The following is a 20808-nucleotide window of genomic DNA, read 5'->3' on the forward strand; positions in this document are numbered from 1 at the left end:
CGCCGCCGTCGACCCCGTCTCGCCGCACCGCGTCCGCGTCGCTACCGCGTTCGTCGCTCGCCGCGCAGCCAGAGGTAGCCGCACCCGTCGAGCGAGGTCGCGACGCCGCCCTCGGCGACGCGGTAGTCGGCGTCGCCGATGACGCGCTCGGCGTCCGCCGGGTCGATGTCGACGCCGGCGACGACCTCGCGGGGCTCGCTCGCGAGGTTGTGAACCGCGAGGAGGACCCGGCCGTCGTGGTCGAAGCGATGGGCCCACACGTCGCCCGGCTCCAGGTGGACGATCGAGCAGTCGCCGCGCGCGATCTCGGGACACCGCTTTCGGGCGCCGACCGCGTCCGCGACGCGCTCGAACAGCGAACCCGGTTCGCCGCGCTGGCTCGCGGCGTCGGCCTGGAACACGCCCGGCCAGCCGGTGCCGTCGACCGGGATCACGAGGTCCTGGGGATCGGCCGTCGAGAAGCCCGCGTTCGGTTCGCTGTCGTCCCAGCGCATGGGCGTCCGGACCGCCTGTCGCTCCGGCAGGTCCAGGTCCGCGTGCATGCCGATCTCGTCGCCGGAGTTGACGATCGGCGTGCCCGGCAGCGACACCAGCAGCGAGTGGGCCATCGCGATCCGGTCGTGGTCGCCGTCGTACAGGTCCGCCAGCCGGAGGCGGTGGCCGCGGCCGAAGATCCACGAGTCGCGGCCGTCGCCGCCCTGACGGAACTCCTCGCGGGCGTGTTCCAGCGCCTCGTGAGGGAGCTTCAGGAGGTTCCACTCGTCGTGGTTGCGCAGGAAGTTCGCCCACCAGACGTGCCCGTCGGGCTCGGCGTCAGGGATCTGCTCGAACATGCGGTACAGCGGCCAGGTGTCGCCCACGCCGACGCCGTAGGTGACGTGGGAGTTGCCGACGAAGTTGAACAGCGCGTCGAACCCCTCGCCGTCGGCGAAGTAGAAGTCCAGCCGGTCGGACTCGTCGTCGGCCTCCGCCAGCAGCACGGCCTCGTCGTTCACCGCGCGACAGCGCCGCTTCAGTTCGCGAAAGAGCCACTGCGGGTCGTCCATCCGGTGGGCGTCGTGGCCCTTCGGCAGGATCATCGGGTGGGCAGCGTCGATGCGGAAGCCGTCGACGCCCCGTTCGAGCCAGAACTCCGCGACGGAGAACAGCTCCTCCTGCACGTCGGGGTTGGCGACGTTGAGGTCGGGCTGGTGGTGATAGAACTGATGGAAGTAGTGTTTGTCCGCGACCTCGTCGTACGACCAGATGCCGTCCTCGAACTCGGGGAAGATGTTGGACGTGTTGTACGCCCGCTCGACGTGGCTCGTCCACAGGTAGTAGTCGTGGTACGTCGACTCGGGGTCCTCGCGGGCGCGCCGGAACCACTCGTGGTCGACGGAGGTGTGGTTGAGCACGAGGTCGACGATCAGCCGCATCCCGCGCGCGTCCAGCTCGTCGACGAGCGCGTCGAAGTCGTCGAGCGATCCGAGCCGGTCGTCCACGTCGCGGTAGTCGGCCACGTCGTAGCCGTTGTCCCGCAGCGGGCTGGGGTAGAACGGCCGGATCCACAGGCAGTCGACCCCCAGCTCCTCCAGGTAGTCGAGGCGGTCGATCAGCCCGCGGAAGTCGCCCCAGCCGTCGCCGTCGGCGTCCCGGAACGTCTTCACGTCGAGGCTGTACACGACCGCGTCACGATACCACTCGGGGTGGCCGCCGTCGGCGAACACCTCGGCGGCGACACCCGCGCCCGCGTCCCGCCCCCCTCCCGGCTCGCCCGAACCCGCGTCGGCATCCATGGCTGTCGGTCGTCGGTGCGGGCGGGGGTAAAACCTCCCGAAGCCGGACGGCGGTCCCCGTCGTCGCCGGCGGTCGGAAGTCAGCGATCGGTTCCGGTGAGCCGGTCGTCCCAGTCGATCCACTCGTGCTCCCAGCCGGTCTTCGCGAAGTAGCCCTGCTCGGAGAACTCCGCGTCCTCCCGGCGGGTCCGGTTCCGGACGCCGGCGCCGGCCTGCTCGCCCTCGACGAGCAGCGGCGACAGCGACACCGGCCCGGCCGTCTCTGCCTCGCGCAGCTCCCCCGACTCGTCTGGCTCGTAGGCGACGACGGTCTGGTCGGCGCCGCGGCCGCGCGGGAGCACGAGCCGGCCGTCGGGCGCGAGCTGGTCGACGAGGTCGCGGGGCGGCTCGACGGCCGCGGCCTCGACGAGGATCCGGTCGAAGGGGGCGTACGCGGGCAGGCCGCGCGCGCCGTCGGCGCGGTCGACCAGCACCGCGTCGTAGCCGGCCGCCGAGAGGTTCTGTCGCGCGTCGTACACCAGCCGGCGGGAGATATCGACGGCGTGGACGTGTCTCGCGTCCACGACCTCCGCGAGCACCGCCGCGGTGTAGCCGACGCCGGCGCCGACGACGAGCGTCTCCTCGCCCGCCTCGGGGTCCAGCGCCGACAGCAGTCGCGCGACCGTCGCCGGCGCGAGCACCCGGGTGCCGCCCTGTTCGCCCGCGCGGTTCGCGTACGGCGCCTCCGCGACGAACTCCTCGCGGGGCACCGTCGCCATCGCCTCCCGAACCGCCGGCGCGATCGGCCGCCCGAGGGTGTGCTCGACCGAGTCGAGCATGTCCTCGCGCAGCAGCGCCGGATCGGGTCCGTCCATTGTCGGACGAAGACGCTCGCGGAATATGAACCGCACGCTCGGCGCCGGCCGACCGACCGACCGCGTACGGTCGACGACCCCGGACGGTCCGGAACCGGTTGTGCGCGACCCGCGCATCCGACGGCGAGCGTCTTTGGGGTGCCGACTGTGGACGGAGACATGAACTCGGACCTTCGCGAGGCGGTCGCCGATCTCCCGCCGAGCGCAAAGCTCGTCTTCGTCGTGCTGGAGAACCACGAGCGCCTGACCCAGTCGGCGCTCGCCGAGGAGACGCTGCTCCCCCAGCGCACGGTGCGGTACGCGCTCGACGAACTCCGGGAGGCCGGCGTGCTCCACGAGCAGCTGAACATCATGGACGCCCGCCAGCGCTTCTACTCGCTCGCCGACGCCGAGGAGTCGGCGGACGACACGGCGGACGATCCGGCGGTCGGGATCGCGTCGGAACCGTCGGCGTCGGCCCGCTGAGGGCCACCCCGGTCGACGCCCCGGCTCGTCGGTCCGCCGGACCGGTCGCCGGTCGAGACGACGATCAGAACGGCGATCCGACGCGGCTTCGTATCCAGTCCGCGACGGCGACGACCGCGACCGCCTCGACGTAACAGCCGACGACGGCGAGCGCCCAGAACCCCGCGTCGCCGACGGCGACGCCGAGTTCGTTGTACAGCGCCGTATCGAGCAGGAACGCCGCCGCAAGCGCCGGCCACGCGACGACGCTCAGGGCGTCCGGCAGCGGCGTGAGCCGTGCGAGCCAGACGGTCGCCACCAACGCGGCGGCCGCGAGGACCGTCCGGCGGGCCGTCGTCGCCGCTCGAACGGCCGGAGGGACGTATCGGAGCGCCATTGGTTCGGCGTGGCTTCGAGGGGACAAAGCTGTGCGGGGGGAGCGTTCTGCCGCCTCGGCAGCGGCGGTCCGTCGACCGGCAGAGCGCGCGGTTCACTCCGTCGGGAGATGACACGCCGAGACGTGCTCGCCGTGCTCGAGCTCGGGATGATCGCGGACGCACGGCGAGCCGAACGCCTCGCGGATCCGATCGGCCGCGGCCGCGTCGTCGCCGGCGACGGCGTCGTCGACGGCCGCCGCGAGCGCTCGTCCGGCGTCGCCGTCGGGGTCAGGGAGGTCGTATTCCGCCCGCAGCGCCCGCGCGAGGGCGTCCGGGTCGGTCCCGTCGGCGCGCTCCCCGAGGTGGTCGAGGTCGACATCCCCGGCGGCCAGGTCGACGCGGAGGTCGATCACGGCACCGTACTCTGCGCTCGTGAGGCCGCTCCCGTCCGGCGGGATCACCTCCGGGCACCTCGTGTGGAACCGACAGCCGCCGGGCGGGTCGGCGGGATCGGGGACGGCCCCCGAGAGCGACCCCTCGGGGCGGCCGGCGCGGGGGTCCGGCGTCGGGACGGCCGCGGCGAGCGCGCGCGTGTACGGATGGGCCGGGTCGTCCAACACCGCCGCCGTCGGTCCCGCCTCGACGAGTTCGCCGGCGTACATCACCGCGACGCGGTCGCAGGCCCGGCGGACCACGCTCACGTCGTGGCTGATGAACAGCAGCGAGAGGTCGAACGCCTCCCGGAGCTCCCCGAGCAGGTCGAGGATCTCCGCCTGGACGGACACGTCGAGGGCGGCGGTCGGCTCGTCGAGCACGACGAACGCCGGGTCGAGCGCGAGCGCCCGGGCGATGCCGACGCGGCGCTTCTGTCCGCCCGAGAGCTCGTGGGGGTAGCGGTCGCGGTGGTCGGCGGACAGGCCGACGCGCTCGAACAGCGTCGCCACGCGCTCGCGTCGCCGCCGGCGGGCGAACCCGCGAACCCGCAGCGGCTCCGCGGCCGACTCGCCGGCGGTCAGTCGGGGGTCGAGGCTCGACGACGGGTCCTGAAACACCATCGCGGTTCGCCGGCGGAGCTCCTCGACGCCGTCGGCCCCGTCCCCGACGGGGGTGCCGTCGAAGCGGACCGTCCCGCCGGTCGGCTCCTGCAGGTGTAACAGCGTCTCCGCGACGGTGGATTTGCCGCTGCCCGACTCGCCGATGAGCCCCAACGCCTCCCCGCGCCCGATCTCGAAGGAGACGCCGTCGACCGCGCGGACCGACCCGGTCCGCCGTCGCAACACCCCCGACCGGACCGGGTAGTGCTTCTCCAGCCCGTCGACGACCACCAGCGGCTCCCGCTCGGGCCCGCCGGCGACGCCGGCGCCGCCGGCGGTCCGGTTCGGATCGGCGTCGCCGGGCTCCCCGTCCGCGGGGTCGTCCGGCCGGCTCATCGGTTCCCCCCGTCCGCGTCGCTCGCCGACGCGTCGGCCTCGCGCGTCGCTCCGCGCGGAGCGCCGTCGGTCGTCGGCTCGGCCTCGGAATTCGGTTCGGGCTCGGGATCTGATTCGGACTCCGGGTCCGATTCGGGGTCGGAATTCGATTCGGGAGCCGAGTCGAGGACGGTCGGGTCGCGCACGCCGTCGTGGAACACGCAGGCGGCCTCGCCGCCGCCGTCGACGCCGTACAGCGGCGGTCCGTCGCCGCTCCGGCACTCCCCGACCGCGTGGGGACACCGGGGATGGAACGGACACCCGTCGGGCTGGTTCAGGGGCTCGGGAGGCTCGCCGCCGATCCGCTCGCCCCCGCGGCCGGGAAGCGAGTCGAGCAGCCCGCGGGTGTACGGGTGGGCCGGCCGCTCGAACACCCGCGTCACCGGTCCGCGCTCCATCACCCGGCCGGCGTACATGACGACGACGCGGTCGGCGATGCCGGCGACGACGCCGAGGTCGTGAGTGACGAACAGCGTCGCGAGTCCCTCCTCGGCGCCGAGTTCGGCGAACAGGTCGAGGATCTCCGCCTGGATCGTCACGTCCAGCGCCGTCGTCGGCTCGTCGGCGATCAGGAGGTCGGGGTCGCCCGCGAGCGCCGCCGCGATGGCGACGCGCTGTTTCATCCCGCCCGAGAGCTGGTGGGGGTAGTCGTCGGCGCGCGAGGCCGGGTTCGGCAGGCCGACCCGGTCGAGCAACTCGACGGCGCGCCCGTGGGCCGCGCGCTTGCCCACGTCGTTGCGATCCCGCACCGCCTCGGCGACCTGCTCGCCGACGGTGTAGACGGGGTCGAGCGACCCCTGCGGGTCCTGAAACACGTACGCGATGCGGTCGCCACGGACCGCGCGGAGCTCGCGCTCGGAGCGGTCGAGCAGGTCGCGGTCGTCGAATCGCACCTCGCCGTCGACGACCTCGCCGGGCGAGTCGACCAGCCGCGTGATCGACTCGCAGGCGACGGTCTTGCCCGAGCCCGACTCGCCGACGAGACACACCGTCTCGCCCGGGTACACGTCGAAGGAGGCGCCGTCGACCGCGCGGACGGTCCCCTCGACGGTGGGGAACTGCGTCCGGAGGTCTCGAACCGACAGCAGCGGGGGCGCGTCGGTGTCCCGTCCGGAGGCCCGGTGGTCGCCGTCGCGTCCGCGGTCCGGCCGACCGTCGCCGTCGCGTCCGCGGGCGGAGCGGTCGTCGCCGCGGCTCATCGTCGCACCTCCGCCGTGGGGTCGAGCACGTCGCGAAGCGCGTCGCCGAGCACGGACATGGCGGCGACGGTACACACCAGCGGGATCGCGGCGAAGAGGACCGTCCACCACAGCTCCGGGAACCGCGAGAAGCCGATCGCGATGGTCGAGCCCCACGACTGCGCGAGGGGGTTGGTGAACCCGAGGTAGGCGATCCCAGCCTCGACGAGCACGAGCGTCGGCATCCGGTTCGCGACGGCGGCGACGACGGTGTCGGAGACGTTCGGCACGACGTGCCGGCGGACGATCTGCGGGTCGCTCACGCCGGCGTCGCGGGCGGCGCGGACGTACCCCGTGTCCACCCGCGAGGCGGCCGCGCTCCTGACGAGGCGGGCGGTGCCGTCCCAGTCGAACAGCCCGAACACGACGACGATCGTCACCAGGCTCCGGCTGAACGACTCCTGGACCAGCAGGACGACGAACACCGCGGGGACGACCCGCTGGAGGTCCACGTACCGCATCAGGAGGGCGTCGACCCGGCCGCCGTAGTATGCCGCCACCGTGCCGACGAGGACGGCCGCCGGCACGACGAGCGCGGCCGTGACCAGCGATACCTGGACGGCGACGCGGGCGCCCTCGACGATCAGGTGGATCATCCCGTGGCCGTCGACGGTCGTCCCGAGCGGGAAGTGCCACGTTCCCGGGCACATGTCGCCGTCGCGCGACGCCAGGCAGTACGGGATCGTCGGCGACATCTCGATGCCGGTCCAGGCGGGCGGCTGCGCCGCCGGCACGCCGTAGGGGATGCCATCGGTCGACTCGATCCCGAGCACCGACAGCGTCCACACGCCGAACGTCGCGGCGTACCACAGGACCAGCAGGTACGCGGCCGACGCGAGCGCCGCCGGCTTCCGGCGGAGCCGCCGCCAGTAGCGTCGCCGCAGGTCGGGTCGACGCGCCAGCGGCGCCAGCGCCCAGCCGACGACCGCCAGCGACGCGTAGTAGAGGTACTCGATGATCCCGGTCGAGACGCCCCAGAAGGGGACGAGCCCGGTCGGGGTGACGAACGCTTCCCACAGCGCGGCGGCCGCGAGCACGGCCCAGGCGGCGAACAGCGCGGCCGTCCGCGGGGTGATCGGGGCCCGGTCCGCAAGCCTGCGGTCGCCGGTCTCGACGGCGAATCGGTCCTCGGAGGGGTCGTGCGTCCCGCTCACGGGGCTCCCCCCGTGTCGATCCGCACGTCGCGCCCGCGGGGCGTCGCCACGGGCCGTCGGCGGGGTGTGACCATCGATATGTCGGCCCCACAGAGGGGGACAGTAAATGCGTAGCGGAGGATGAAACGACCGTATCAGCCACGGTACAGTTATACTCCTGTCGACGGGATCCGCCCGGTGTGCACTCAGCGTTCCGCCCGGGGATGGCGCTCGTCGTCCCCGGCTCGTGCCACGAACGCGTCGGTCCTCGCCCGTGCCACGAGCCCCGTCGGCGACCCCGCCGACGCCCCCAGACTGCCGGCCCCGACGGAGCTGGTCGTCCGTGAGCCGTCGCGCCTTCCTCGTTCGTCGGATCGGTTGGGCGGTGTTCGTCGCCTGGGTCGTGATCACCGGGATGTTCCTCGCGCTCGTCGCCGCCCCGGACCACAACCTCAGCATCCTGCAGTACGGCCTCCCGGCGGACGAGGCCCGCCGCGTCGCCGAGCAGTACCGCGAGCGGATGCACTACGACGAGCCGCTGCTTCGGCGATACGCCCACTGGATGTGGGAGCTGGGGACGTTCCAGTTCGGCCGGTCGTACGTCCAGGGTCGGCCGGTGAACGCCATCCTCGCGCCGGCGCTGCGGCTCACCCTCCTGTATCTCGTCCCGGGGGTCGCCCTCGCGTCGCTGGCGGGCGTTCTCGGGGGACTGGCCGCCTCGCTGTGGCGCGGCACCGTCGGCCGCGTCGCCAGCGCGTTCGGTCACCTCGGCGCCGCCTTCCCGGCGTTCCTCCTCGCGGAGGCGCTCGCGCTGCTGGCGGCCGGCGAGGCGGGCGCGATCGCGCGCTGGAACCCGGATGTCGGCGCGTTCGCGGGGTCGAACCCGACGGTCCTCGCCGTCGCGGTCGGCGTCGTCGCGACGACGCTTGGGGCGACGCTGCTGCAGTATGCCGCCGCCGAGACCGACTCCGTGGCGGGGACGCCGTTCGTGAAGCGCCTCCGGGCCAACGGCGCGCCGCCGCGACGGATAGCCGCGCACGTGCTCCGCAACGCCGCCCCGCCGCTGGTCGCGCTGTTCTCCATCCGCGTGCTCGCGGTCCTGCTGCTCGGGGTCTACCTCGTCGAGGCGGCGCTCGGGATCCCCGGGTTCGGCGAGGTGACGCTGACGGCGATCCGCGACCGCGACATCGCCGTCGTGCTCGCGGCCACGCTGATCACGACGCTGCTGGGGGTGTTCGGGACGCTCGTCGAGGACGTCGTGACCGTGACGATCGACCCCCGTTCGGGATCGGAGTGATCGGTCCTCGGTCGGGACCGGGATCGAGAGCCCTCCTCAGCCCATGTCGCCGACGGCGGCGTGGCGGTCCGTCCCGGGGATCGCCGACACCCGCACGTCGGACAGCCCGGCCTCGGTGAACCAGTCGCGCACGGCCTCGGGCGGGTGGGCCCCGCCGTGGCCGCTCGCGAGCCCGTGGACCGCCGCCGCGACCGCCGCCTCGCCGCGGTCGTCGCCGGCGTCGCCGGCGTCGAACACGTCCGTCGCGACGACGGCGCCGTCGCCGCCGAGGAGGTCGGCGGCGACCGCGCAGGTCGCGCGCGCCTCGGGCGGATCCATCGCCGAGAGCGCGTCGCCGAGGAACGCCACGTCGAAGCCGGGATCCAGCGTCGCGGGGACGCCCTCGTGGACCCGAACGTCGTCGCCGTGGACCCGGCCGAGCCGCTCGGCTGTCGCCGGCGACGCGACCAGCGTCGCGTCGAGGCCGCGGGCGGCGAACTCCCGGGCGTACACGCCCGACCCGCCGCACAGGTTGACGACGGACTCTGCGTCGGCGGCGGCCCGCACGGCCGCGGTGACGCACGCGCGGACGGTCGCCTCGTCGGTGGCGTAGTGGGCGCCCAGCGCGTTCGCCTCCCAGTCGCCGTGGCGCTCGGGCGGGACGCCCGTCTCCAGCGTCTCGGGCAGGCCCACCAGCTCGTCGAGGCGGTCGAGCTCGTGGGGGATCGATCCGATCGAGCGCACGTCGCGCTTGGCGAGCAGGCCGAGCGCGCGGTTCGTCGGCTCGTACTCGTCGCCGACGACCTCGAAGAAGCCCAGGTCCGCGAGCGTCCCGACCAGTCGCCGCGCCTCCGGCTCGGCGACCTCGGTCTCGGCGGCGACCTCGGCCGGGGTACCGGCGCTCGACAGCAGCGCCTCCAGCACGCCCGTTCGGCGGGCTGCCCGCAGCAGCAGCAACGCCTCGGTCCCCGGCCCCGTCCGCTCGTCGGTCGGCATGACTCGTTCCCGATGCTTCGACGGCGAATATATAAGGGCGTCCCTCCGCCCGTCGCGGACGCGCTGGGCGCCCCGGCGCCGACGCGCCAGCCGCCGACTCAGCCCTCGCCGTCGCCCCCGCGCATCGGCACGAACCGGACGCCGCCGTGGTCCTCGCGCTCGACGCCGTCGCCGTCGATCCGCAGGGACACGAGCCGCTGGCCGCCGCCGAGCCGTCCGCCGTCGGCGTCGACGGGCGCGACGACCCGGCCGCCCTCGCGAACCTGATCGACCACCGGGTCGGGGATCTCCGGGGCTGCGCAGGTGAGATACGCCGCGTCGTAGGACGCGTGCTCGGGCCACCCCTCCCGGCCGTCGCCGACGCGGACGCGGACGGCGTCGTAGCCGAGCCGCGAGAGCCGGTCGCGCGCGTCCGCCGCCAGGTCCGGGTCGTACTCGACGGAGTACACCCGTGCCGGACGGACGAGTTCGGCCGTCACGGCGGCGTGGTAGCCGCAGCCGGTTCCGACCTCCAGCACGTCGTCGCCCTCATCGACCTCCAGCAGCGAGCACATCAGCCCCACCACCGACGGCGCGCTCGCGGTCTGCCCGTCGCCGATGGGCACGGGACGGTCGGCGTACGCCGCCTCGACGCCGTCTTCGGGGACGAACTCGTGGCGCGGCACGGCCCGCAGGGCCGCGAGGGCCGTCGGGTCGATGTCCGGGCGCCGGCCCAGCCGGTCGACCATGCGCTCGCGGGCTGTCTCGGGGTCCATACCGGTGCTTCGGGCGCCGACCGCAAAATCGCTTGTCCGGCTCGGCGCCCCGTGCGGCTACGGCTCCCGGAGGCCGTCGATCAGCTCGCGGAACGCCGCGCCGTCCAGGGCCGCGGAGGCGCCGGCCCAGGCGGCGTACCGGACGCCGTCCTCTGCCCACAGTGCCTCCCACGCGCCGTGCTCCTCCGTGAGCGCGGCGTAGTACGCGTCGGTCCCGCGGAGGTCGATCCGCTCGCGCGTCTCGGCCGACTGGTCGGCCGGCTCCGGCGGGATATCGGGGGCGAGCGAGCTGTCGGGCGCGGCCGCGGTGATCCAGAGGTGGTCGCTCGCGTTCGCGCGGTTTCGGAACACCAGTTCGACGGCGTCGGCGTCGGGGAACGCGAGCGCCGAGTCGAGGACGACGGCGTCGCCGTCGGGAACCAACGGCCGCACCGGCGGATCGTACGCGAGCGACGCCAACGAGACGGGACGGCTCCCGTCGTACGGTCGCGGGCTCGAGTAGTCCCACAGGCCGTGGGGAACGCCCGGCGGACGGCAGCCGTAGCGGACCCAGTAGTTCAGCGCGTGAAACGGCGCCCCGCGGACCCCGGCGCTGGCGGCGGCGTCGGCGGGCGCGACCCCGCGCAGGACCGCCGTGAGTTCGTCGTCCGTGAACTCGCCGTCGGTGACCGACACCTCGAATTGGGCCCGCTCGCGCTGGAGGCACGCGCCCCGTCTGTCCTGGTAGTCAATGCCGAGCCACCCGACCGCGTCGCCGCAGTTGACCGGCGTGGGGTCGGGCGTCCGCCACAGCGGCGCGACGCTCGCGGCCGGCGGCGCCCAGTCGTAGAGGAACTGCTTGATCCGGAACGCGCGGTCGTCGCCGCGGACGACGGCGCGGACGCTTGCGGGGTTGCCGTCGCTCCAGGGCGTCTGGCCCAACTCCTCGGCGCTCACGCCGTCGGGGCGCCCCGGCGGCTGTTCGGGCCGGTACGTCACCGTCTCGACGGCGCAGTCGTCGGGGAGCGTCGTCGGCTCGTGGACGACGAAGTTCGCGTGCGCGGCGGCGTCGGCGAAGGTCGTCTCGCGGGGCACCTCGGCCGCGTCGGGGTCTGTCAGGCGGGCGGTCGGGTCGGCGACGCGCCACTCGCTCATCGTCGGCCCTCCGAGGGGGTTCGGGTCGATCGGAACCGGCTCGGGGACGGTCGGGGACTGGCTCGCATCGGCGAACGGATCCGGCGGTCGGACCAAAAGCGCTCGCTGAAGCTCGTTTTTATCCGCCAGCTAACACTTCTCGCCCCAGTCACAGTCGGTCGAACCGCCGGAACCGGACGGGCCTCGACGGTCGCCCGCAACCGGTCGAGTCGCGTCCGCCCGTCAGCCGCGGCGCTCGCCCGTGGGGGCCGTCCGCGGGACCGTGACCGTCATCGTCGTCCCGCCGTCGGTGTCGGTCGCCTCGAGCGACCCGCCGTGTCCGGTCGCGACCCACCGTGCGAGCCACAGTCCCAGGCCGCTCCCGTGGAGGAGGGGGCTCTCCCTCCCCGCGTTCAGCACGTTCACCTCGTACTCCGGGAGGCCGGGGCCGTCGTCGACGACCCGTACCTCGACGGCGCCCGGACTCGTCTCGACGGCGACGGTGACCGTCGGCTCCTCGCCGCCGTGTTCGACGGCGTTCTCGACGAGTTCCTCGACGGCGCGGCCGAAGCTCGGCAGCACGTCGGCCGTCACCGCCGTGTCGGACTTCACGGAGACCGATGCCGCGGGGTATCTGGCGGCGACGCCCCCCGCCACGCGTTCGACCAGCGTCGACACCTGGATCGACTCGTGATCCGGCTCGGCAGCCCTGATCCGGTCCAACGTGCGTGCCTTCTCGCTCAGTTCCAGGAGACTGTCGACGTGGTCGAGTACCACGTCGCCCGCAGAGTCGTCATCCAACTCCTCGGCCATGAGCCGCGCGTGGCCGCGGATGACGGACATGTCGTTCCGCAGGTTGTGCCTGATAACGCGGTTCAACACGGTGGCGAGGTCGGTCTGTCGTTCGAGTTCGGCCTCGTGTCGATACCGTTCGAGTTCGCGTTCGAGCAGCCGGGCGAGGAGTTCGGAGAACAACAGTTCGTCGTCTGCGAACGCCTCGCGCGCGTCCTCGGCGACGAAACAGACCGTCCCGTAGGGCTCCCCGTCGACGACGAGGGTCGTCCCCTGATAGCAGTGGAGGCCGTGCGTCTCGAACGCAGGGTCGTCCTCCCACTCCTGTTCGGGCGCGTCGTGGAGCGAGATCTGGCCGTCCGACTCGACGGTTCGACGGCAGTAGGTCCGCCCGAGATCCAGCTCCAACCCGGCGTGAAACCGGCCGTCGTCCGGATCAGTGCTGGCTATCGCTCCCCAGTAGTCGGTCTCCCGGTCGATCCGTGTGAGATGGCCGTTCTCCACGCCCAGGAACTGCTTGCCCAGCTCCAGTGCGTCCTCGGCCTTCCGATCGAAGGGAACGTTCCTGCGAATGCACTCGTAGAGCTCTGCTCTCGCCTCGGAGGCGGCAAATGTGGACTCACTCATGTGTTGCCGGCGGAACCCGGATGACGTGTCCCAACGAGGTACGGCTCCCTGTGGCGAGCAGGTCCGCTCTCGTGTTACACAGACGTGTTGAGAGAGATAAGTATCTGGTGGCTATCAATTACGTGCCCGCAGCCACGGACAGATGGGCGCCGTTGGTCGACCCCAGCGAGGTCCGGAGGATCCGACGGTTGTCGGTTTCGAACGTCCCGATCCGGCGCGGGGCCTACCAGGCGGACCAGGCGGCGGTCTTCGTGTCGCGGGCGTACACGCGCTTCACGTCCTTCGCGTACACCATGTCGCCCTCGTGATCGAACTTCTCGTGGCGGTAGGCGTCGGCGGCCTCGTCGCGCACCTGCACGCCCTCGATCTCGATCTCGTCGTCGCCGAAGGAGACCGTCTTCCCCACCGTGAACTCGTAGTCGCCGGGGACGTACACCTTCAGGCTCCGGGTCTCGTCGCGACGGCCGTCCTTCGGGTGGACGGTGATGTTGACGGCGACGTTGTCGACGACGCGCGTCCAGACGGTCTCGGCGTGGTCGAGGTCGGACTGTTCGACGCGGCGGTCGCCCGACAGCTCGATGGAGGTGACGCGCACCTGCTGGATCGCCTCCTCGGTCTCGACGATGAACTCGTCGCCGACCGCGACCTCCTGCTCGGGTTCGCCGTCCAGCGTCGCGGTGTACGACTCGCCGTCCTGGGAGACGACCACGTCCACGTCGACGGTGGTCGGCTCGGGCACCTCGACCTTGTGGGTGTGGCCGCAGACCGTACACTGCACCGTGGCGTGACCGCCGGGCTTCAGCACCTCGTGGGGCGTCTCCTCGCCACAGCCCGGGCACTCCGCGGGCACCTGCGAGGGAACGTCGGGATCGCTCATACCCTCGCTACCGCGTCGCGCCGTAAGAAGCCTCGTTTCTCCGGGTGCGCGTGTGGGAGCGTGTCGGGGTCTCCGCCGACTGCTCGGGGTGGTCCGACCGGCGTTCCCCCAGCTATATGTGTCACCTTCGAGAAGTGTCGACGATGCCCTCCGAGTCGGATCGCGTGACAACGAGGCGGCGGCTCGCCTCGTTCACACGGACCCTGTTCGGAATGCGCGGGATCGTGATGCTGCTGTCCGGACTCCTCGCCGGGGCAAGTCTCGTGACGATCGGCGAGGGCACGGTCGCCGTTCCGCTCCTCGGGTCGGTCCCGGGGGCGCCGGCGGGCGCCGTCGGCCTCGCGGTTGCGCTCCTCGTGTTCCGGAAGGGGAGCTGTGGCGGGAACTGCGGGACGTCCGACTGTGGCTGTACGGGCGACTGCGGCGACCGCTGTTCGCACGACCCGTGAGGGGCCGACGGGCGGCGGGGGCGGACGCGTCCCGGCGTTCGTCGCGTTCTCCGCTCTCCCTCACGACCCGTCGACATCCAACGAGCCGAACCGCTATACGCCGGGCGACCCTGGTACCGGTAGCCAGATGACGACGCCTCCGGCCGACCCGGACCTCCGGCTCGCCGTCACGACGCGCGCGGAGACGTTCGAGCGCCTCCGCGAGCGCCTCGCCCCGCACGGTATCGCCGTCGAACACGTCCGACCCGACGAGCGCGTGCTCCGGGTCGCCGGCGCGGACAGTGACGACCCCGACCGCGGGACCGGCGACCGCGCCGGCGACGCTCTGCCCGACGAGTTCGCCGGGTTCGACGCCGGCTGGGTGTACCCGTCGCGACTGATGGAGGGCGCCGTGATCGACACCCGCCTCGGCGTCCCGTGGGTCAACGACCGCGAGGCGGTGCTCGCCTCGCGCAACAAGGCGGGGTCGCTCGCTCGCCTCGCCGACGCCGGGCTCCCGACCCCGGAGACGCGGCTCGTGTCCAACCCCGTCGACGACGACGCGGTGCTCGCGGCGGCCGCGGAGATCGGCTATCCCCTGGTCGTCAAGCCCAACTCGACGACCCGGGGCGTCGGCGTCGCGAAGGTGTCCGATCCGGACTCGCTGCTCGGCGTGACCGACTACCTCGACCTCGTCCACGACTACCGCGCGACCGGCGACAAGTCGTACCTGCTGCAGGCGTTCCTCCCCGACGCGACCGACTACCGGGCGATGGTGCTCGACGGCGAGTACGCCGGCGCCGTTGAGCGGCGGCTCCCGGAGGCGGCGCTGGCCGAGGGGAAGTGGAAGCACAACGTCCACCGCGGCGCCGTCGCGGAGCGTGTCGACCTCCCCGAGGAGGCGCGTCGGCTCGCCGAGCGCGCGGCCGAGGCGCTCTCGATCCCGCTGCTCGGGGTCGACCTGCTGGAGTCGGACGGCCGGTTCGTCGTCTCCGAGACGAACGCCCGGCCGACGATCGACGCCGCCGAGAAGTACCGCGAGGGGTTCGACGCGGACCTGGCGGCGCTGGTCCGGCGGACGGCGACGCGGTAGCGTACCGGGACCGGAGAGGGCGAGGCGGGACGGTACGGAGGGTTGGGAAACCGGCGCGGGAAGCTACTCCAGATCGATGTCGGCGGAGGGCTCCAGCGCGTCGAAGGTGACCTCGAGGACGCCGTTGTTGAACGACGCCGACGCGGAGTGCTCGTCGACGCGGACGGGAAGGCGGACACGCTCGTCGAAGCGGCGGCCGGTGCCCTCCGCGGAGATCGTGAGCGTTCGGCCGTCGCACTGCAGGTCGATCCCCTCCTTGTCGACCCCGGGGAGGTCGGCGACGAGTCGGAGCGTCTCGCCCTCCTCGTACACCGACACGTGGGTCTCGTCGCCGAAGCCGGCGTCGCCGCCGGGCTCGCCGGCCGCGTCGGCCATCTCGCTCATCATCCGCTCGATCTCATCGAAGATGTCGCCGAACGGATCGTCGCGGTCGTCGCGCATGCTGGCCCGAGGTAGTTCGCTCCCCCGAATAAGCCTTCTCCCCCCGGCAGCGTCCGTCCGCCCGCCGCAGTATCGTTCGTGATTTCGGGGGCGAACCGATTAACTCGGGACGGGATCGACTCCGACCGAATGAGTGTGGGGTTGGGGCTCTTCGCGGGGGCGATACTCGCCGGCGTCGGCTCCGCGGCGCTGGTTCGGCTGCTGTTCCGGTACCGGTCGCGGCCGGGAGCGACGTGGTTAGCCGTCGTGTTCGCGGGTCAGGCGGTGTTCTGCGTGGCGACGGCGGTCGGGATGCTGGGTCCCGACCGCGGCGTTCGGATCGCGATCGAGGCGGTGGCGTGGGTGGGGATCGCCGGGCTGGCGGTCCCGTTTCTCACGTTCGCGCTCGCGTACAGCGGCCGCGGCGCGTTGGTCAGGAGGCGAGCCTACCGGCTGTTGTGGCTGTTCCCGGCGACGATCGTCTCGCTGGCGGTCGTGACGCCCGCGACCGGGGCGCTGTGGCGCGGGTTCCGAACGGTGCCGACCGGCGCGTTCGTCACCGTCCGCTACGACCTCACGCCGGTCGGGGAGGCGGTGTGGCTCGCCGGCATCGGGATCATCGCGGCGGGGACGGTGGTCCTGCTCGACACCGCCCGACGCTACGAGCTGTACCGCACGGAGATCACCGCGATCGTCGCCAGCACCGTCCCGCCGGTCGTCCCGGCGCTGCTGTGGTCGTTCGGAGTCGGCGACCTGCCGTACCTGAACCTCCTCGCGGTCGCGTTCGCCGCGCACGTCGCCGTCGACGCCTACGCGATCCACGTCACGGACATGTTCGAGGTCGACCCGACCGCGCGGCGGCTCACCGAGGCGGCGACGCTCGATCACTTGGACTCGCCGGTCGTGCTCGTCGACGACGCCGGGCGGATCGTCCGCGTCAACCCGGCGGCGGCGACCGCCTTCGACGTCGACCCGTCGGCGACGCTGAAGCGCGGGGTCGACGACGTGGTCGGCACCGATATCGACCCGAACCGCGACGATCAGACCGTCTCGGTTCACGCGGGCGACGGCCGGCGCACGTTCGCGGTGTCGCCGACGGCGGTTCGCGACGGAACCGGCGGCGTGGTCGGCTACAGCGTCGTCTTCCAGGATATCACCGCCCAACGAACCAGACAGCAACGGCTGGCGGTGTTGAACCGCGTGCTGCGTCACAACATCCGCAACGACCTCAACGTCGTGCTCGGCAACGTGCAGTTGGCGCGGGAGGCCGCCGCCGGCGACGACGAGACGGCCCACGACGGCGGCGACAGCGACGGCAACGGGAGCGACGAGGACTGGTCCGGCCGCGCCGACCTCGCGGCCGCCGAGCGACGCGCGGCGGATCTCCTATCGGTCGCCGAGGACGCGCGGGTGGTCGACGAACTCGTCGGAGGGACCGACGATCCGGTCCCCGTGTCCGTCGCCGACGCGCTCGCCGACGCCGTCGCCGAGGCGGAGGCCGAGCGATCGGTGACGGTGTCGGTCGAGTCGAACTGTCCGGCGGCGGCGGTCGACCCCGAGGCGCTTCGGACGGTCGTCGCCCGGACGGTGTCGGCGCTCGTCGACCGACTCGACGGCCGGATCGCGGTCGCGGCGGGCGCGGCCGGTCCCGACGCCGTCGCCGTCGCGTTCCGCGGCGACGGGAGCGTCCCCGCCCACGAGATCGACGCCCTCACGAACGGGAGGGAGACGCCCCTCGAACACGCCGACGACCTCGACCTCTGGGTCGCCCGCTGGGGCGCCGACGCGATCGGCGCCTCGCTGTCGTTCGCCCCCGACGGCGGCTCCCGCACCGTCGCCGACGGCGGCCCCGCGGCCGCGAACGGCGGCGCCGATGGCGCGTGGGGTGACGGCGGTAGCGGCGGTAGCGGTGGTAGCGGCGATGGCGGCGGCGACGGCGGCGTGGTCGACGCGGACGGCGCCCCCGACGCGGTGCTGTCGCTTCCCCGAGCCTCCGGCGGTGACGGCGACGCGGGCGTCGGACCAGACGACTCAGCCGGCGTCGCCGGCGACGGTCGACACGTCGGACCGCGGATCCGACGCACCCGCAAGCGATAAGGCCCCGGACAGCAGTAATTCGGATATGAGTAAATCGTACCTCGACGCTGGCGCCGATGTCGACGAGCCGGTCAGGGTGGGGCTGAACGGGTTCGGACGGATCGGCCGCAACGTCTTCCGCGCCGTCCTGGAGGACCCGCGGATCGAGCTGGCGGGCATCAACGACGTGATGGACGGCGAGGAGATGCGCTATCTCGCCTCCTACGACTCGGTGATGGGCCGTCTCGACGGCGTCACCTACGACGCCGACGCGCGCGAGCTGTCCATCGGTGACACCGCCGTTCCGATCCTCGACGAGCAGGACCCCGCGGACCTCCCGTGGGACGAACTGGACGTCGACGTGGCCTTGGAGTGTACCGGCGTCTTCCGGACGAAGGGCGACGCCGAGCGACACGTCGAGGCGGGCGCCGACGTGGCCGTCATCTCCGCGCCGCCGAAGGGCGACGAGCCGGTCAAACAGCTCGTGTACGGCGTCAACCACGAGGACGAGTACGAGGGCGAGTCGGTCGTCTCGAACGCCTCCTGTACGACCAACTCCGTGACGCCGGTCGCGAAGGTGCTCGACGAGGAGTTCGGCATCGAGTCGGGGACGCTGACGACCGTCCACGCGTACACGGGCAGCCAGAACCTCGTCGACGGGCCGAAGGCGAAGACCCGCCGCGGCCGCGCGGCCGCCGAGAACATCGTCCCCACCTCGACGGGCGCCGCGCAGGCGGCCACCGAGATCCTGCCGCAGCTGCAGGGCAAGCTCGACGGCATGGCGATGCGCGTGCCCGTCCCGAACGGCTCGCTCACGGAGCTCGTCGTCGACCTGGAGGACGCGCCGTCGGCCGACGAGATCAACGCGGCGTTCCGCGACGCGGCCGACTCGGGCCCGCTCGCGGGCGTGCTCGGCTACACCGACGACGAGGTCGTCAGCCGCGACATCCTCGGGCTGCCGTTCTCCTCGTACGTCGACCTGCGCTCGACGAACGTCGTCGGCGAGAACGACGAGGGCGTCGCGAAGATCCTGACGTGGTACGACAACGAGTACGGCTTCTCGAACCGGCTGCTCGACGTGGCGGCGTACGTCGACGCCTACTGAGCCGACGGGGCGGCGGTCTCACACGCCGCCGACCGCGGGATGAACAGCGTCGGCTCCGGACAGCGTTCTCCATCGCTACCCGGACCGGCCGTCGTGTTCGGCGTCGACGGTCACGGTGAATACCAAAGGATTACTCGGGAGCGACCGACGGGTCGGGTATGACGCTCCGGAACCCGCCGTTGCGCGAGGTCCATGCCGAGCGCGACGCGAAGTTCACCGAGTTCGGCGGGTGGGACATGCCCGTGGAGTTCGACTCGATCCGCGCCGAGCACGCGGCGGTGCGCGAGGCAGCCGGCGTCTTCGACGTCTCGCACATGGGCGAGATCGAGGTCGCCGGCCCCGACGCGACGGCCCTCCTGAACCGCCTCACCACCAACGACGTGACCGCCCTCTCGCCGGGCGACGCCCAGTACGCCGCGATCACGCGCGAGGACGGCGTCATGCTCGACGACACCGTCGTCTACCGGCTCCCCGACGAGGAGCGGACGGACGAGACCCTCGGGACGGTCCCCGCGTACCTGTTCATCCCGAACGCGGGCCACGACGCCGAGATGCACGAGCGGTGGGTCGACCACCGCGACCAGTGGGGCCTCGACTGCGAGGTCCGCAACGTCACCGAGGACTGGGCGATGTTCGCGGTGCAGGGCCCCGAGGCGCCCGACCTCGTCGCAAGCGCGGTCGATGACGGCGGCCCCGACGTGCTCGAGCTCCCGAAGTTCTCGGCGACGTTCGCGCCGTTCGCTGGCGTCGAGTGCTGGGTCGCACGCACCGGCTACACCGGCGAGGACGGGTTCGAGGTGCTGTGCCCGTGGGCCGACGCCGAGGCGGTGTGGGCGCTGTTCGCCGACGACGCGACGCCGTGCGGGCTCGGCGCGCGCGACACGCTGCGCATCGAGCAGGGCTTCCTCCTCTCGGGGCAGGACTTCCACCCCGAGGAGGAGCCGCGGACGCCCTACGAGGCCGACATCGGGTTCGCGGTCGATCTGGACGCCGAGTTCGTCGGACGCGACGCGCTCGCGGCACAGGCGGAGGCGGGCGTCGAGGAGACGTTCGTCGGCATCGAACTGCTCGACCGCGGCGTCCCGCGCCACGGCTACGACGTGACAAACGAGGACGGCCACGTCGTCGGGACGGTCACCTCGGGGACGATGAGCCCGAGCCTCGACAAGCCGATCGCGCTCGGCTACCTCCCGGTCGACCTCACCGACCCCGGCACCGAGGTCAGCGTGGTCGTTCGCGGGCGCGAGAAGCGCGCGAAGGTCGTCTCGGTTCCCTTCGAGTAACGCTCCACGCCTTCGAGTAACGAGCCGAGTCGCCATCGCGACCCGCGAGTCGCCGGCACGGTGTCGGAGTCACCGGCGCGGTGCCGGAGTCGGCCCGTCGCCCCCGGCGAACCCGCGCCGGTTCGGATACACCCAAGTACCCCCGCCCCGGCAACTCCGATAGACGATGAGCTTCGACGTTCCCGAGGACCTGCGCTACCGCGAGTCACACGAGTGGATCGACCCGGAGACGGGCCGCGTCGGCATCTCCGAGTTCGCACAGGACGAACTCGGCGACGTGGTCTTCGTGGAGCTTCCGGGCGAGGGCGACGCCGTGGAGGCCGGCGGCGAGTTCGGCGTCGTCGAGTCGATCAAGGCCGTCTCGGACCTGTACGCGCCGGTCTCCGGCGAGGTCGTCGCCGTCAACGAGGCGCTGTTCGACGCGCCCGAACTCGTCAACGACGACCCCTTCGGCGACGGCTGGATGCTCGAACTCGACTTCGATGAGGGGGAACTCGACGACCTCCTCTCGGCCGACGAGTACCGCGACCAGATCGCCTGACGACCGCCGACCGTCGACTCCCGCGATCGGTCGTCGGCCCCCCGACCGACAGCCGCCCCGCGAGCTCCCGTCGGTCGCTACAATCGCGCTTTTCGCCTCCGGATACTTCTTGCCCGGCAGTCGTGTACCGGCGGCC

20 protein-coding genes are annotated in these 20808 nt (G+C 72.5%); 8 read left to right on the plus strand and 12 right to left on the minus strand.

Annotated elements, in window-relative coordinates:
• Nucleotides 1–41: 41 nt before the first annotated feature.
• Both K6T36_RS12600 and K6T36_RS12605 read right to left on the minus strand, forming a co-directional pair.
• Complete coding sequence (locus tag K6T36_RS12600; protein WP_222921583.1) at nt 42–1775, minus strand: alpha-amylase family glycosyl hydrolase; 1734 nt, start codon at nt 1773–1775, stop codon at nt 42–44.
• Between the two features lie 80 nt (nt 1776–1855).
• Nucleotides 1856–2629, minus strand: a complete 774-nt coding sequence (locus K6T36_RS12605; protein ID WP_225935123.1) for a protein-L-isoaspartate O-methyltransferase family protein — start codon at nt 2627–2629, stop codon at nt 1856–1858.
• 159 nt (nt 2630–2788) lie between these two features.
• On the opposite strand from K6T36_RS12605, the gene K6T36_RS12610 reads away from it, so the two are divergent.
• Nucleotides 2789–3094: a MarR family transcriptional regulator gene (locus K6T36_RS12610; protein WP_222921584.1), complete on the plus strand. Its 306-nt coding sequence runs from the start codon at nt 2789–2791 to the stop codon at nt 3092–3094.
• A 64-nt stretch (nt 3095–3158) separates the two neighbouring features.
• On the opposite strand, the gene K6T36_RS12615 is transcribed toward K6T36_RS12610, so the two are convergent.
• From K6T36_RS12615 to K6T36_RS12630, 4 genes are all read right to left on the minus strand, one after another.
• Nucleotides 3159–3470 (minus strand): hypothetical protein, encoded by a 312-nt coding sequence (locus tag K6T36_RS12615; RefSeq protein ID WP_222921585.1) that lies wholly within the window; start codon nt 3468–3470, stop codon nt 3159–3161.
• A 93-nt stretch (nt 3471–3563) separates the two neighbouring features.
• Nucleotides 3564–4880 carry an ABC transporter ATP-binding protein gene (locus tag K6T36_RS12620; RefSeq protein ID WP_222921586.1) on the minus strand — a complete coding sequence of 439 codons (1317 nt, stop codon included), beginning with the start codon at nt 4878–4880 and terminating at the stop codon, nt 3564–3566.
• Nucleotides 4877–6118 (minus strand): ABC transporter ATP-binding protein, encoded by a 1242-nt coding sequence (locus K6T36_RS12625; protein WP_222921587.1) that lies wholly within the window; start codon nt 6116–6118, stop codon nt 4877–4879. The genes K6T36_RS12620 and K6T36_RS12625 overlap by 4 nt, the downstream gene beginning before the upstream one ends.
• Nucleotides 6115–7311: an ABC transporter permease gene (locus K6T36_RS12630; protein WP_222921588.1), complete on the minus strand. Its 1197-nt coding sequence runs from the start codon at nt 7309–7311 to the stop codon at nt 6115–6117. The genes K6T36_RS12625 and K6T36_RS12630 overlap by 4 nt, the downstream gene beginning before the upstream one ends.
• Before the next feature lie 322 nt (nt 7312–7633).
• Here K6T36_RS12630 and K6T36_RS12635 point away from each other — a divergent pair, with 322 nt between their 5' ends.
• Nucleotides 7634–8587: an ABC transporter permease gene (locus tag K6T36_RS12635; protein WP_222921589.1), complete on the plus strand. Its 954-nt coding sequence runs from the start codon at nt 7634–7636 to the stop codon at nt 8585–8587.
• A gap of 36 nt (nt 8588–8623) precedes the next feature.
• On the opposite strand, the gene K6T36_RS12640 is transcribed toward K6T36_RS12635, so the two are convergent.
• From K6T36_RS12640 to K6T36_RS12660, 5 genes are all read right to left on the minus strand, one after another.
• The gene (locus K6T36_RS12640) at nt 8624–9562 is read right to left on the minus strand and encodes a class I SAM-dependent methyltransferase (RefSeq protein WP_222921590.1); all 939 of its coding nucleotides are present in this window, start codon (nt 9560–9562) and stop codon (nt 8624–8626) included.
• Nucleotides 9563–9660: 98 nt separating this feature from the next.
• Nucleotides 9661–10317, minus strand: coding sequence for a protein-L-isoaspartate(D-aspartate) O-methyltransferase (locus K6T36_RS12645; protein ID WP_222921591.1), 657 nt, complete (start codon nt 10315–10317; stop codon nt 9661–9663).
• 57 nt (nt 10318–10374) lie between these two features.
• A complete protein-coding gene (locus tag K6T36_RS12650) occupies nt 10375–11451 on the minus strand; it encodes a hypothetical protein (RefSeq protein ID WP_222921592.1) in 1077 nt (358 codons plus the stop codon).
• Between the two features lie 222 nt (nt 11452–11673).
• Nucleotides 11674–12849, minus strand: a complete 1176-nt coding sequence (locus tag K6T36_RS12655) for a sensor histidine kinase (RefSeq protein WP_222921593.1) — start codon at nt 12847–12849, stop codon at nt 11674–11676.
• A gap of 223 nt (nt 12850–13072) precedes the next feature.
• Complete coding sequence (locus K6T36_RS12660; RefSeq protein WP_222921594.1) at nt 13073–13726, minus strand: HVO_0476 family zinc finger protein; 654 nt, start codon at nt 13724–13726, stop codon at nt 13073–13075.
• Between the two features lie 143 nt (nt 13727–13869).
• Here K6T36_RS12660 and K6T36_RS12665 point away from each other — a divergent pair, with 143 nt between their 5' ends.
• On the plus strand, nt 13870–14175 hold the full coding sequence (locus K6T36_RS12665) for a hypothetical protein (RefSeq protein WP_222921595.1): 306 nt from the start codon (nt 13870–13872) through the stop codon (nt 14173–14175).
• Between the two features lie 127 nt (nt 14176–14302).
• Nucleotides 14303–15247 carry an ATP-grasp domain-containing protein gene (locus K6T36_RS12670; protein WP_222921596.1) on the plus strand — a complete coding sequence of 315 codons (945 nt, stop codon included), beginning with the start codon at nt 14303–14305 and terminating at the stop codon, nt 15245–15247.
• Nucleotides 15248–15310: 63 nt separating this feature from the next.
• Here K6T36_RS12670 and K6T36_RS12675 read toward each other — a convergent pair whose 3' ends face one another.
• A complete protein-coding gene (locus K6T36_RS12675) occupies nt 15311–15688 on the minus strand; it encodes an Hsp20/alpha crystallin family protein (protein ID WP_222921597.1) in 378 nt (125 codons plus the stop codon).
• Between the two features lie 129 nt (nt 15689–15817).
• On the opposite strand from K6T36_RS12675, the gene K6T36_RS12680 reads away from it, so the two are divergent.
• From K6T36_RS12680 to gcvH, 4 genes are all read left to right on the plus strand, one after another.
• Nucleotides 15818–17764, plus strand: coding sequence for a histidine kinase N-terminal 7TM domain-containing protein (locus K6T36_RS12680; RefSeq protein ID WP_222921598.1), 1947 nt, complete (start codon nt 15818–15820; stop codon nt 17762–17764).
• Between the two features lie 25 nt (nt 17765–17789).
• The gene (gap, locus tag K6T36_RS12685; RefSeq protein WP_222921599.1) at nt 17790–18848 is read left to right on the plus strand and encodes a type I glyceraldehyde-3-phosphate dehydrogenase; all 1059 of its coding nucleotides are present in this window, start codon (nt 17790–17792) and stop codon (nt 18846–18848) included.
• A gap of 158 nt (nt 18849–19006) precedes the next feature.
• Nucleotides 19007–20131 (plus strand): glycine cleavage system aminomethyltransferase GcvT, encoded by a 1125-nt coding sequence (gene gcvT / locus K6T36_RS12690; RefSeq protein ID WP_222921600.1) that lies wholly within the window; start codon nt 19007–19009, stop codon nt 20129–20131.
• Between the two features lie 166 nt (nt 20132–20297).
• Nucleotides 20298–20672, plus strand: coding sequence for a glycine cleavage system protein GcvH (gcvH, locus tag K6T36_RS12695; protein ID WP_222606967.1), 375 nt, complete (start codon nt 20298–20300; stop codon nt 20670–20672).
• Nucleotides 20673–20808: the final 136 nt, after the last annotated feature.

Origin of the sequence: Halobaculum roseum (assembly GCF_019880245.1) — an archaeon.
GTDB lineage: Archaea > Halobacteriota > Halobacteria > Halobacteriales > Haloferacaceae > Halobaculum > Halobaculum roseum.